This window comes from Mycolicibacter icosiumassiliensis (assembly GCF_900078685.2).
Taxonomy (GTDB): domain Bacteria; phylum Actinomycetota; class Actinomycetes; order Mycobacteriales; family Mycobacteriaceae; genus Mycobacterium; species Mycobacterium icosiumassiliensis.
Genome location: NZ_LT546166.1, coordinates 1668063 through 1681358, shown reverse-complemented (window position 1 = coordinate 1681358; position 13296 = coordinate 1668063). Strand labels below are relative to the sequence as shown.

The following is a 13296-nucleotide window of genomic DNA, read 5'->3' as shown; positions in this document are numbered from 1 at the left end:
TAACAATCGCCTCGGAGGCAACGGTCAGATCGCGCGCTGCCACGTCACGCCGTAGAGAAAGACAGTCATCCACCGGCAGAGGGTCGCGACATCTTGAAACGGCGTGGTGGAACACGTAATGCCTTACCGACAACGGGACGCATCAGCAGACTTCCCGCGGCAGCCGCGGCGGCCACCTGCGCCATCGATCTCGAATCCAGATTCGCGGGTGCACCGTCCTCCCACCACGCCTCGACCTCCGACAACCACATGGGCTGCTCGCTCGCGGTGGCCACTGGAGTTGCCTGCGCCCATGCGGACGGCACCGACAGCGAGCCCATCAGACCCGCACCGCCGGTACTGGCCAAAACCGCGCTCTGAACGCCTGCTGCACTCGATGTGGTCACCCCAGCCAACCCCGCGCCCAGTGACGCCGAGCTGAAGGTGACCGGCGACATCGCGCCGGACAATCCGGCCAGCGGTGAATAAATTGCCGCGTCAGCAAAGAGCCTGAACGCAATCATGCCGGCGGCCGACGAGTTGGCGGCAGTTCGAACCATGGCGGCGGCAAACGATATCGGTCCGTCGATGGTGTTGAGGTTTCCCAGGCTCGTGAGCAGTGACGAAGGCACGGGCATGCCGAACAACGTAGATGTGCTCGAACTCGACGAGGCCGAAGTCGCCGCTGTGGAGAGCTGTTGCGGCACTGACGAAAGTAGCTGGGAGAGGCTGTTAGCGTGCGATGCGCCCGCACCGGCGGACTGGGCGGCGGTCGCAACCGCTTGGCTGGGCTGAGCGGTCGGATTGCTGGTCTCCGGCGGCTGGGTGAACGTCGATAGTCGCGTCGCCGACAACGACGATCCCGCGTATCCGTACATCGCCTGGGTGTTCTGGGCCCACATCTGCGCATATTGGGCATCAGTGGCCGCGATCTGCGGCGCGTTCTGACCGAATACGTTGGTGGCGAGCAGGTTTGACAGCTGAGCTCGGTTGGCAGCTACCAGGGCCGGTGGCACAACCGAAGCGTGCGCTGTCTCGAAGGCGGTCGCCGCCGTCCGAGCTTGGTTGGCGACCTGCTCAGCCTGCCCCGCTGTTGTCTTCACCCAGTCGATATACGGGACGGCAGCCGCGACCATCGCGTTCGCGGCAGGGCCGGACCAGGCATCGCCTTCCAGGGCCGAGATCATCGAGGCATACCCGCCGGCAAACAAATTCAGCTGCGATGCAAGGCCGTCCCAAGCAGACGCGGCCGCCATCATCGAACCCGACCCCGGGCCCGAATAAATCTGCGACGACGTCACCTCCGGCGGCAACACCCCGAAATCCAGCATGCGACTCCCCTTCTGCGGTCGACCGTCCTCGCCCAAGCGGCGTGATAGTTCGCAACGCGATACTTCGCGGGATGCTAGGCACCCGAGTTGACTGGGCAGCGACGACAATCTGAAGCCGACATGAACGGGAGCTTCAAATTAGGACCTGACTTCGGACATGGATCGCGGGTTTCTGGATCGTTAGTCCTGTGACCTGTGGTTTTGCATGGCGCGGCGGGGTGTTTGGGGTTCTAGTGCCGCGCGCCTAAAGTAATTGGGCGGTGTTGTTTGGTTGAATTGCGTATGCGAGCAGCGCCGTTGGTAGTGCCCGACAGTGACCGTGTCGAACTGGAGAAATGGGTTCGGTCCTCGAGCACGAAGGCGGGTCTGGCGCTGCGGGCGCGGATCGTGTTGTTGATCGCCGATGGTGTCGCCCATGTCGAGATCGCGCGCCGGTTCTCCATCGCGCGCCAAACGGTGATCAACTGGCGGGCTTGAATCGCCCCGGCATGTCCGGAGACTTCTTAGTTTGAGACCTCGACGAGTGTCGAAGTCGGTTGTTGAGCGTAGTGCGCGGCCTCCAGCTCCGCTGGCGGCATATCGCCGCAGTACTCGTAGAGCCTGCGGTGGTTGAACCAGTCGACCCACTCGGCGGTGGCGATCTCGAGGTCGTCGCAGCCCTTCCAGGGCCGCCGCGGCTTGACCAGCTCGGTCTTGTAGAGCCCGATCACGGACTCGGCCAGTGCGTTGTCATACGACGAACCCACCGCGCCAGTCGAGGGCTTGATCCCGGCTGTGGCTAGGGCATGTCTCCCATATGGCGGGTCCATGTGATGCATGCGCTGAGCACGACGGCGGCGCGGTAGACGATGGCGAGTTTGTCGTACCGGGTGGCCAGGCCGCGCCATTGTTTGAGTAGCGCGAATGACCGTTCGACGAGATTGCGCTGCTTGTAGCGGATTTCGTCGAACGATGGCGGTCGGCCACCGGCACTGCCACGACGCTGCCGGGCGGCGATCTCATCGCTCTTCTGCGGGATGACTGTGGTGATCTTGCGGCTGCGCAGCATTCGTCGGCGGCCCCGCTGGAATAGGCGCGATCAACGATCACCGCATCGGGCCGGCAACGAGCACGTCCACGGCGGGGTACAACGATCTCGTCGAGCACACCGGCCAGCATCGCCTGGTCGTTGCGCTGCCCGCCGGTGACCACCACCGCCAGCGGGCGGCCGTTGCCGTCAACGGCGGTGTGGATCTTGGTGGTCAACCCACCCCGCGACCGCCCGATGCCGTGACCTGCGGGTTCACATTCAGACAGTGGCAGATTCGTGTAATTCGACCCAGCCCCCTGTGTCCTGATCGGGGCGCGTCGTGTTCGTCGCGTGCTGGTAAGCGCGGTTGATCGTGGCATCCACCGACACCGTCCAGTCCAACCGGCCCTCGGCATCAGCCATCGCCAACAGCGTCATCAACACCCGATCCCAGGTGCCATCGCCGGCGTAGCGGCGGTGACGTTTCCACACCGTCTGCCACGGCCCGAACTCCGATCGCGGCAGATCCCGCCACGGAATCCCGGTCCGATACCGGTAGACGATGCCTTCCACCACACGCCGGTCATCACCGAACGGATGACCACGCCTGCCCGCATTGGAAGGCAACAGACCCGAAATCAACCCCCACTGAGCGTCATTGAACAACCGATACCGCGAAGCCGTCGTCACCCCGACAGCATCACCTCAAAACATCTCCCGATATGGGAGACACGCCCTAGGTGCTCGGAGTAGGCCACCGATAGGTATTGGGTTCCGTGGTCATGGTGCGCAACCAGCCCGGCCAGGTCGTTGCCTTCCCGCTGGCGCGTCCAGATCGCCTGCTCGACAGCGTCAACGACGAGCTGGCTGGTCATCGTGGTCGCTACCGACCAGCCCAGGATCCGCCGGGCGTAGGCATCGATCACGAACGCCGTGTAGCACCAGCCCGACCACGTCGAGACATACGTGAAATCGGCTACCCACAAGCGATTCGGAGCCAACGGCCGGAAGTTGCGATCCACCAGATCCAGCGGCTTCGGTGTGCGCGGATCGCTGATCGTGGTTCGCTTGATCTTGCCGCGCACCGCGCCGGCCAGGCCGAGTTCGGCCATGAGCCGCTCCACAGTGCAGCGCGCGATCGGTGGTGCGTCCTCGGGCCGTTCACGGTTCAGCGTCAGCCATACCTTCCGGGCGCCGTAGACACCGTAGTTCTCGGCGTGCACCGCACGGATCCTCGGCCTCAGTTCGGCGTCGCGAACCTCCTGCTTGGTGGGTCTGCGGGCGCGGTGTTCGTAGTAGGTCGCGGGGGCGATCTTGGCACCCAGCTCGGTGAGCTGCGCGCAGATCGACTCGACACCCCAGCGCAGACCTGGCCCGTCGGCATCGTCGCGGCGGACACCGACGTGCTCGTCGATGTAGCGCACGATCAGCGCAGTGGCCGGTCGAGTTCGGCCGCGAAGAAAGCCGAGGCACTCTTGAGGATCGCGTTGGCGCGTTTTAACTCAGCGTTCTCGCGCTTGAGCCGTTTCAGTTCCGCCGATTCCTCGCTGGTGACACTGGGCCGCTGGCCCGCATCGACTTCGGCCTGCCGACACCACTTGCGCACAGTCTCTGGCGTCCCGATTCCGAGCAGCTCGGCGACCTTGCCCATTGCCGCCCAGTCCGACTCATGATCGGCCCTGATCTCGCCGACCATTCGGACCGCCCGCTCACGCAACTCGGCCGGGTACCTCTTCGACGTACTCCCTGACATGACTCCATCCTTCCCAAGGAACGGAGTCTCCGGACTTGCCGGGGCGATTCAGTAGCCCGGCTTGGCAGCGCGGGCACAAGTGGTCCGTGTGATCGCAACACCAGGGCGTTTCGCATGTGGCCGGCCCACCGCCTGATCGTCGATGCGACGTGTCGACCGGCGCGACCACAAGACAGCCACCGTAGCCGGGTCGAGCCGACGAGCGCGCAATCAGATTGCGTGTTGATGAACAGCGAGTGAATACCGGCCACCTTAGGTGAACTTCAGTGAAAAGAGTCGCGAAGGTTGACTTCGGCGGGGAGCTCAGCCCGGCTGCAGCATCTAGTGTGCTAGGCAGGCCGCCGGAGCTGGAAGCGCTTGCGCCACAGGGTTACCAGCTGCCACCTCGATGCCGACGCCGCACCGAGAAACTGAGGAGACGAAGGAATGTCGAAAGAGAATTGCCGGCAGACCAAGACCGGCCACCAAATACCGTTGTGGCGGCGCGGTTTCCCGACCCTACCGGTGCTGGTTGTGACTTCGGCGTGCGCAGCAGCCGTGGTCGGCATGGGAATGGCTCCCGCGTACGCCACACCAAATGATCCGTACGTGTACGTCACCAGCGCGACGGACGACACGTTCCTCCGTGCGCTCGACGGCCTCGGTATCGCGCATCCGAACGATCCCGAAGCAGTCAATGTCGCCAGGGGAGCCTGCGCTTACATGCAAGACGGCCACACCGTACGCGAAGCCGTCGACGGCGTGAGAAACTCCTACTCCAACAATCTGCCCCTGCTGCAGGGCGCCCACTTCGTGGCGGTTGCCCGCGCCGTGTACTGTCCCGACAGGTTGGAAGAGTGATTTGCCCTCGGGGCTCATCGAGTGCTCATCGGCGCACAATTTGACGGCTGAGCACTGCAGCCGGTAGATAGATTCCGCAATCGGTCTGCCGGCCCCGGCTCGGGTTGGCGTGATCGGTTTTGGTTCAGTGGCGCGCCACGTCACGTTTTTCAGCGCTGCGCGTGCCGGCGGCTGTGGCTGTTCGCCATCGACAAGGCCGTAGCCGACGAGGTGGACGCGCACCCGGACAACCGGTCCGCCCACAAACTACCCACGGTCAACGACCGGCTCGCCGGCTACTGCGACGCGACGTCCGCAAAAGCGTTGCGGCACTGCAGAATGACATCAAGAATTGGATCCACGACTGGAACTCCGAACCGAAGCCGTCCGTCGGGAACAAGACCGCCGAAGAGATCCTCGAATCACTCGTCAAATATATTCAACAAATCTGCAGCGGAGAACACTAGGGCGTGTCTGACAAATATTTCGGGTGTTGTGGCTGAAGCTTTTCAGTATGTCGCGGTTTCAGTTGCTCACCGATGCGCAGTGGTTGTTGATTGAAGACTTGCTTCCCGTGCGGACGGGTAAGCATCGGGGTAATTTTTCCTTGCCATCGGGTTGGATCATCTCGCTTCCCCCAGGACATTCCTGGGATTGAGCGTGTCCAACACACGGGGTCAAGTCCCAGCCCGCCGGCCGGAATCATGTAGTAGTTGGTCAAGCTGTCAGCGTCTGACGTCGGCAGCAGAATCGCATCACTGATCTGATCGGCCGTCAGCCCTAGATAGGTGGTGTGGTCGAAAGCAATGCCGAAAATGGAGTTGAGGACCGACAAGAAGTTGATCGGATATTGCGGAAAGTCGGCGAAACCGTCGTATTCGTGGGTGTAGACCTCGGTCGGATACAGATCAGAGGCTCCGGCCCCGCTGAACGTGAGACCCAAGCTCGGAAGGCTCGGGTGCGCATCATCGGGCAGATTGAAGCGCTCCAGCATGCCGCCGTTGGGGGCGCTGACGTCACCGACCATCACGAAATGCACGTATTCACTGGGCACCCCAGCGTCCGCGAGCTGGTATTGCAGCATCGTCTCGATGACCGCGCCCTGCGACCAGCCGAACACCACCGCGGGGTTCTCGGCGCTCAGGTCTCCGTTCTGGTACTGAGCCATGATTGCGTCAAAGAGGTTCTGCTGACCCTGTGCCAGTGACTCATCCAGCGTCCCGCCGAAGGGACCCAAGAATGGGTAGAGCTGTTCTGGTGTCGTGACAACCTGCGTCGTGCCGGTGAAGCCGAGCGGCTCCAGATACAGCGACATAGCGGCGTCCACGTACGACGGGCCGGGGGTGGCCAGACCGCTGCCGCCGATGATGAACGCCGTGCCGCCTCCCAGCGGCAGAGTTGCAGTGTCATTGGCGGCCAGGCGCAATCCGGGAATCTGCAGAGCGGTTGACGGCGCAGCCGCCGCGGTGGGTGCGATCAATCCCGCACCCACAACGGCGATGGCAACAGTGCCCAAGGCGCCGCGTACATGATTCACCGGGGTTCTCCTTCCGGCGGCCCGCTCGGCCCATTTGCGGTGGTCGACGACCAGCCACGCGCGGCAGGTACGTCCAGGAGGTTCCCGAAAGCTGTCGAGCAACCTTGAATTACTCGAAAAGTAACATAGCTATGGAGCGCTCAATAGTGCGCACTCTAATTTTTTAGTGCTACACAGTCGGGCCCTTCAGAGCTGCCCGGGAATGCGTCGACCAAGCGACGGCCAATCAGGCGATGATCAGGCCGGCTTGGTTGGCTTGGCCATCTCGACGGACGGGTTGATCCCCGCGGGAACGTCACCGAATCGGCTGGCTACCACCGGAACCCAGATCTGAGCTCCGCGCTGGCCGCACTCATTGCTGTCCACGGTGGCAACCATCGCGCCGTGCAGGACGCCCGGAATGGTCGGCTCCAGGGTGAGCACCTGGGTGGTGCTCTGACTGTCCTGCCGGCCGTCGACCCCGATACACGGCGTCTGCACCGTCTGCGGCTGTGACCGCCAGGTGTCGCCGGTGAATTCCAGGGCCAATTCATTGCCGCCCGAAGGCGTCTTCACCGTCTTCCGGTGATCCTTCGCGTCCAGCATCATCGCCGACGCCGTGCACGCCGAGGCGTCACAGGCCGACTTGACCGCCCACCACGTGCTCACGTTGGGCGGTTCGGGGTTGGGAACGCCGTTGTACTTCTCCCCGGCGCGGTTGGCGTCGACGCGGTAGGTGCCCTCGAACGCGGGCGCCTTGGGCGGCGGCGCCACAGCTGCCGCGGGTGCGCCCCCGGCGGCGACCGCCGCCGTGTCGACCGGCTCCTCGGCCAGCAGGCGCGGGACGAGGGCCGCCACCGATCCCACCACCGCAAGACCCAAGGGCACCAGGACAGCGGGTCGGGCCAGTTTCGACAGCCGGCTCGGTGGAGGTGCCGGTAGGGCTCGCGGCACGCCCCGCACGACCGTCCTGGCGGAGTCGGACTCGTCGTCGGACTCCGGGTCGGCGAGCTGCTCGGCCAGGGCCGCAACGAAATCCGAGCAGTCCCGGAATCGCTCAGCGGGGTCTTTGGCCAGCGCCGCGGCGAGCACGTCGTCGAACTGCTGCAGCTCGGGACGCCGGTCGCTGAGCAGCGGCGGCGGGGTGTTCAGGTGGTGGCTGATCACCGTCACCGGGTTCTCGTGCTGATACGGCGGTGCCCCGGTCAGCATCTGGAAGGTGGTGGCGGCCAAGGCGTACTGGTCAGCGCGTTCCAGACCTTCGGCACCCATCAGTTGTTCGGGTGCGGCGTAGGCAATGGTTCCGATGGCGAGATTGCTGGCGGTCAGCCCGGTGGGGCCGCTCAGTTGCCGGGCGACGCCGAAGTCGGCCAGCACGGCGGTCAGCACGTCGTCGCCGTCCTCGGTCACCAAGATGTTGCTCGGCTTGACGTCACGGTGCACCACGCCCTGCCCATGGGCGTAGTCCAGGGCATCGGCGATGCTCGCGATGATCGGAATGACGATCTGAGCCGGCATACCGGCCGGGAACTTGCGGGTGATCAGCTCGCCGAGCGTCTCACCGTCGATGTAGTCCATCGACAGCCACAGTCGGCCCCGGTATTCACCGCGGTCATGCACGCGCACGATGTTCGGGTGCACCAGCACGGCGGCGGCTTCGGCCTCCCGCCGAAACCGCTCCTCGTACTCGTCGTCGGCGCTTAAGGACCGACGAAGAATCTTCAGCGCTTCGCGTCGGGGCAGCCGGGGGTGCTGCGCAAGGTAAACCTTGCCCATCCCGCCGGCACCCACCAGTTTCAAGATGGTGTACTCAGCAAAAATCGAGCCCGCGGCCAGAGCCATGCCGCAGACACTAATGATCCTGGGTAAACAGTTGGGTGATACCGGGCAGCTGGCCGGCAAAGAAGCCTATCGAGCGCCGATACCAGCTCCGGAGCCATGCGCTGGCAGGATGAAACCGTGACGACTTGGCCGGCACCGACGCCCAACGCTCCCATCGAGGCGACGGTGACCGTGCCCGGCTCGAAGTCGCAGACCAATCGGGCCCTGGTGCTGGCCGCGCTGGCCGCAGCACGCGGCGGTGGTGTTTCCACCCTCTCGGGCGCCCTGCGCAGCCGCGACACCGACCTGATGCTCGACGCCCTGCGCGCCCTGGGCCTGCGGGTCGAGGCAGTGGCCCATCACGTAACGGTCAGCGGCAAGATCGACCCCGAACCGAACATCCGGCTGAACTGCGGCCTGGCCGGCACCGTGCTGCGGTTCGTGCCGCCGTTGGCCGCGCTGGGCGCCGTCACCGTCACGTTCGACGGGGACGAGCAGGCCCGGGCCCGGCCGATCGCGCCACTGCTGGATGCGATGCGCAGCCTGGGCATAACGGTCGACGGCGACGGACTGCCGTTCGGGATCCAAGGTTCGGGCTCCGTCGCCGGCGGCACGGTGGCGATCGACGCCTCCGCGTCCTCGCAGTTCGTCTCCGGCCTGCTGTTGGCCGCCGCGGCGTTCGACGACGGACTGACCGTGGTGCACACCGGGACTACCCTGCCGTCCGCCCCGCACATCTCGATGACGGTCGCGATGCTGCGCCAGGCCGGAATCGAGGTCGACGACGCCGCCCCGAACCGCTGGCGGGTCACACCGGCGACGGCGACGGCCCGGAACTGGGAGATCGAACCGGACCTGTCCAACGCCACCCCGTTCCTGGCGGCCGCGGTGGTCACCGGAGGCCGCGTGCGCATCGCCGACTGGCCAGCCGTCGGCGTACAGCCCAGCGACGCCATCATCGAGATCTTCAGCGCAACCGGCGCCCGGGTGAGCCACGCCGACGCGCACCTGCAGGTAGCGGGCCCGGGCAGCTACGGCGGCTTCGAGGTGGATCTGCGCGCCGTCGGCGAGCTCACCCCGACAGTGGCGGCACTGGCTGCCCTGGCGGCCCCGGGCTCGGTGTCGCGGCTGAGCGGCATCGCGCATCTGCGCGGGCACGAGACCGACCGACTGGCGGCGCTGACGACCGAGATCAACCGGCTGGGCGGCGACAGCGTCGAGACCCCCGACGGCCTGCTGATCACCGCGACCCCGTTGCACGGCGGAATCTGGCATTCCTACGCCGACCATCGGATGGCCACCGCCGGTGCGATCATCGGACTTCGAGTCCCCGGTGTCGAGGTCGAGGACATCGACACCACCGCCAAGACCCTGCCCGCATTCCCCCGAATGTGGGCCGACATGCTGGCCGACGCAGGGGCCGGCGCTTGAAACCGGAGGACTACGACGAATCCGACGTCAAAGTCCGCTCCGGCCGCGGCTCGCGGCCGCGCACCAAAATCCGTCCCGGGCACGCCGACGCCCAATCGGCCATGGTGGTCAGCGTCGACCGCGGCCGCTGGGGCTGTGTCCTCGACGGACCCGACGGCCCGGCCGATGTCCAGGTCACCGCGATGCGCGCCCGCGAGCTGGGGCGTACCCCGATCGTGGTCGGCGACCGCGTCGATGTGGTCGGCGACCTGTCCGGCCGACCCGACACCCTGGCCCGGATCGTCCGGCGCAGGCCGCGGCGAACCGTGTTGCGGCGCACTGCCGATGACACCGACCCCACCGAGCGGGTGGTGGTCGCCAACGCCGACCAACTACTCATGGTGGTCGCGTTGGCCGATCCCCCGCCGCGGACCGGTTTGGTCGAGCGGGCGCTGATCGCCGCCTATGCCGGAGGTCTGGCGCCGATTCTGTGCCTGACCAAAACAGACCTGGCCGATCCGGCGCCCTTCGCCAGCCAGTTCGCCGACCTGGATCTCACGGTGGTCATCGCGGGCCGCGACGACCCGCTCGACGCCGTCGCTCCCCTACTGGAATCCCAGGTCACGGTGCTGCTAGGGCACTCCGGTGTCGGCAAGTCAACATTGGTCAATCGTCTTGTCCCGGAAGCTGATCGGGCCGTCGGACGGGTCACCGACATCGGTCGCGGGCGGCACACGTCCACTCAGTCGGTGGCGCTGCGATTGGAGGGCTCGGGCTGGGTCATCGACACCCCGGGTATCCGCTCGTTCGGCCTAGCCCACATTGCACCCGATGACGTGCTGCTGGCGTTCTCCGACCTCGCCGAAGCCATCGGCGACTGTCCACGCGGCTGCGGTCACCTGGGACCGCCGGCCGATCCCGAATGCGCGCTGGACAATCTGACCGGTGCGGCGCAACGCCGTGTCGAGGCGGCGCGCCGACTGCTCACGGTGCTGCGCGAGGGCTGATCCCGCGTTTCCACACGGCCGGATTCCGCGTTTCCACACCGCCGAGTTCCGCGTTTCCACACCGCCGAGTTCCGCGTTTCCACACCGCCGAGTGTGAATCTCACGACGACTTGCGGCGTGTCCCGTCGTGAGATTCACACTCACGACCACTGATCAGGCGGCCAGGCCGACCTTCTTGTCGCGACGCCAACCCCGCACGGCGGAGATGGCGGTCTTGAGCCCACGGCGACGACCGGTCACCGGGTCGACGCGAGTGAACCCCGGGCCCAGCTCGGCGAACATCTTCTCGCTGCGGGTCTCCGGTGCGTCATCGGCGGTGTCGCGCAGAAAGCGGTCCGGCAGTGACAGTTTGGCGATGGTTCGCCAGGTCTTGGCGTATTGCACCAAGAACGGCCCGGAGGTGTAGGGCAGGTCGTACTTCTCGCACACCGCACGCACCCGCACCGCGATCTCGGGGTAGCGGTTGCTCGGCAGATCGGGGAAAAGATGGTGCTCGATCTGATGCGACAGGCTTCCGCTCATAAACCGCATCGGCTGCCGAGCATCGATGTTGGCGCTGCCCAGCAACTGCCGTAGGTACCACTGTCCCTGCGACTCACCGACCATGTCGGTCTTGGTGAATTTCTCTGCACCGTCGGGGAAGTGACCGCAGAAGATGATCGCATTGGCCCACAGGTTGCGGATCACGTTGGCGATCGCGTTGGCCTTCACCGTCGAGACGAAGGTCGCGCCGGGCGACAGCGAAGTCAGCGCCGGGAAGGCGATGTAGTCCTTGAACACCTGCCGGCCGGCTTTGCCGCCGAACTCCCGCAGTCGAGACAGGGTCTCCTGGCGACTGTCGCGACCTTTGAAGATCTTGCCGATCTCCAAGTGCTGCAGCGCGACTCCCCACTCGAACCCGATCGCCAACATGGCGTTGTAGAACAGGTTGAGCAGGTTGAAGCGCTGCCAGCGAGTGTCGCGAGTGACCCGGATTACGCCGTAACCCACATCGTCGTCCATCCCGAGGATGTTCGTGTATTTGTGGTGGGCGAAGTTGTGGGTGAAGCGCCAGTGCTTGGAAACGCCGGCCATATCCCACTCCCAGCCGGTGGAGTGGATCTCGGGATCGTTCATCCAGTCCCACTGCCCGTGCATGACGTTGTGGCCGATCTCCATGTTCTCGACGATCTTGGCCACGCCCAGGGTGCCGATGCCGGCCCAGCGCGCCCAGCGCCGGTTACCGGCCGCCAGCAGCACCCGACCGGTCACCTCGAGCGCCCGCTGGGCCGCGATGGTGCGGTGAATGTACCGCGCGTCACGCTCCCCGCGTGTGGCCTCGATGTCCCGGCGGATGGCGTCCAGCTCGGCGGCGAGGTTCGCCACGTCGGCGTCGCTGAGGTGCGCAAACACCTCGACGTCGGTTACCGCCATCAGACCGCCTTTCGGAAACGCATCACCGTCTATACCTACGCTATCGTAACCTACGTTCCCGTAGGTTACCAGCGGGTAATCATCAAACGTCTAGTTCGCAATCGCCGGCCGCCGTGCTGACACAGGTCTGCACCCGAGTGCCCGGCTCATGGTCGGCGCCGGAGCGCAGGTCACGAGCGCGTCCGCCCACCAGCGTCACCACGCACGACTGGCAGATACCCATCCGGCATCCGAACGGCATCGATACCCCGGCGCTCTCGCCGGCCTCGAGCAGCGTCGTCGCCGCATCCGCCGTCACGCTCTTGCCGCTGGCCGCGAAGGTGACGGTGCCACCGCCCTCGGCCGGCGCGGTGCGCGCCACCGCGAACCGCTCGACGTGCAGGTGGTCGGCGATTCCGGCTGCAGCCCAAACGCGTTCGGCATCGCCGAGCATTGCCGTCGGTCCGCACGCCCAGGTCTGGCGCTCACGCCAGTCGGGCACCTCGGCGTCCAGAGTTTCGGGTCCCCGCAGCTCCAGCCGGCCCTGGTCTCGGGTGGTGCGCAACAGCAGCCGGTACCCGGGGTGGTCCCGCGCCAGATCGGCCAGCTCATCAGCGAACAGCGCGTCGGCTGCCGTCGGCGCCGAATGCAGGTGGACGACGTCGGCAATGGCCCCACGGCGAGCCAGCGAGCGCAACATCGCCATGACCGGCGTGATCCCTGATCCGGCCGTGACGAACAGCACCGTCGCCGGCGCCGGGTCGGGCAACACGAACTCCCCCTGCGGCGCAGCCAGGCGCACCACGGTTCCCGGCGCCACACCATCGACCAGGTGACTGGACAGGAAGCCCTCCGGCATCGCCTTGACGGTGATGGAGATGGTGCGCGCCCTGGTCACCGGCGGAGATGTCAGCGAGTAGGACCGCCAGCGCCAGCGACCATCGACCAGCAGGCCGATGCCGATGTACTGACCGGCCCGGTAGTCGAACTGAAAACCCCAGCCGGGCCTGATGATCAGCGTCGCCGAATCCGTGGTCTCCCGCCGGACCTCCACCACGCGCCCACGCAGTTCGCGGGCCGACCACAGCGGGTTGGCCAAGCGCAGATAGTCGTCGGGAAGAAGCGGGGTGGTGATCTGTGTCGCAATGCGGCGCACAGCATTCCAGACCGGGTGACGGTCGGCCCCGACGGCGGTCGGGCGCTTAGTGTCGCCGATGTGCGCAACGATCGCCGAATGCTTCTTACTCACGAAAACTTTC

Annotated in this window: 9 protein-coding genes and 3 pseudogenes; 4 read left to right on the top strand and 8 right to left on the bottom strand. The window is 65.7% G+C overall.

Going from position 1 to position 13296, the window contains the following annotated elements; translation table 11 throughout:
• Positions 1 to 65 precede the first annotated feature (65 nt).
• On the bottom strand, positions 66 to 1310 hold the full coding sequence (locus BN4346_RS31855) for a PPE family protein (protein ID WP_067970732.1): 1245 nt from the start codon (positions 1308 to 1310) through the stop codon (positions 66 to 68).
• A 303-nt stretch (positions 1311 to 1613) separates the two neighbouring features.
• Between BN4346_RS31855 and BN4346_RS47245 the strand changes: the two genes are divergently transcribed.
• Entirely contained in the window at positions 1614 to 1787 is a 174-nt protein-coding gene (locus BN4346_RS47245) for a helix-turn-helix domain-containing protein (protein WP_235653594.1), read from the top strand.
• Between the two features lie 26 nt (positions 1788 to 1813).
• Here BN4346_RS47245 and BN4346_RS31850 read toward each other — a convergent pair.
• The 3 pseudogenes from BN4346_RS31850 to BN4346_RS48910 all read right to left on the bottom strand — a co-directional run.
• Positions 1814 to 2092: pseudogene (locus tag BN4346_RS31850) on the bottom strand (integrase core domain-containing protein); the annotation flags it as partial.
• A pseudogene (locus BN4346_RS49875) lies at positions 2089 to 2985 on the bottom strand (IS5 family transposase). The pseudogenes BN4346_RS49875 and BN4346_RS31850, both read right to left, overlap by 4 nt.
• A gap of 71 nt (positions 2986 to 3056) precedes the next feature.
• Positions 3057 to 4072 (bottom strand): annotated as a pseudogene (locus tag BN4346_RS48910) (IS3 family transposase); the annotation flags it as partial.
• Between the two features lie 426 nt (positions 4073 to 4498).
• Between BN4346_RS48910 and BN4346_RS31830 the strand changes: the two are divergent.
• On the top strand, positions 4499 to 4912 hold the full coding sequence (locus BN4346_RS31830) for a DUF732 domain-containing protein (RefSeq protein ID WP_067970724.1): 414 nt from the start codon (positions 4499 to 4501) through the stop codon (positions 4910 to 4912).
• Positions 4913 to 5354: 442 nt separating this feature from the next.
• Here BN4346_RS31830 and BN4346_RS31825 read toward each other — a convergent pair whose 3' ends face one another.
• Both BN4346_RS31825 and BN4346_RS31820 read right to left on the bottom strand, forming a co-directional pair.
• The gene (locus BN4346_RS31825; protein ID WP_154677570.1) at positions 5355 to 6428 is read right to left on the bottom strand and encodes a PE-PPE domain-containing protein; all 1074 of its coding nucleotides are present in this window, start codon (positions 6426 to 6428) and stop codon (positions 5355 to 5357) included.
• A 237-nt stretch (positions 6429 to 6665) separates the two neighbouring features.
• The gene (locus tag BN4346_RS31820) at positions 6666 to 8249 is read right to left on the bottom strand and encodes a serine/threonine-protein kinase (RefSeq protein ID WP_067970720.1); all 1584 of its coding nucleotides are present in this window, start codon (positions 8247 to 8249) and stop codon (positions 6666 to 6668) included.
• A gap of 117 nt (positions 8250 to 8366) precedes the next feature.
• Here BN4346_RS31820 and aroA point away from each other — a divergent pair, with 117 nt between their 5' ends.
• Positions 8367 to 9659, top strand: coding sequence for a 3-phosphoshikimate 1-carboxyvinyltransferase (gene aroA / locus BN4346_RS31815; RefSeq protein ID WP_067971123.1), 1293 nt, complete (start codon positions 8367 to 8369; stop codon positions 9657 to 9659).
• Complete coding sequence (gene rsgA / locus BN4346_RS31810) at positions 9656 to 10645, top strand: ribosome small subunit-dependent GTPase A (RefSeq protein ID WP_067970718.1); 990 nt, start codon at positions 9656 to 9658, stop codon at positions 10643 to 10645. Before aroA ends, rsgA begins: the two co-directional genes overlap by 4 nt.
• 153 nt (positions 10646 to 10798) lie before the next feature.
• Here the strand turns inward: rsgA and BN4346_RS31805 are convergent, their stop codons facing one another.
• Both BN4346_RS31805 and BN4346_RS31800 read right to left on the bottom strand, forming a co-directional pair.
• Positions 10799 to 12058, bottom strand: a complete 1260-nt coding sequence (locus BN4346_RS31805) for a fatty acid desaturase family protein (RefSeq protein ID WP_067970716.1) — start codon at positions 12056 to 12058, stop codon at positions 10799 to 10801.
• 82 nt (positions 12059 to 12140) lie between these two features.
• Positions 12141 to 13286 carry a ferredoxin reductase gene (locus BN4346_RS31800; RefSeq protein ID WP_067970714.1) on the bottom strand — a complete coding sequence of 382 codons (1146 nt, stop codon included), beginning with the start codon at positions 13284 to 13286 and terminating at the stop codon, positions 12141 to 12143.
• Between the last annotated feature and the right edge of the window lie 10 nt (positions 13287 to 13296).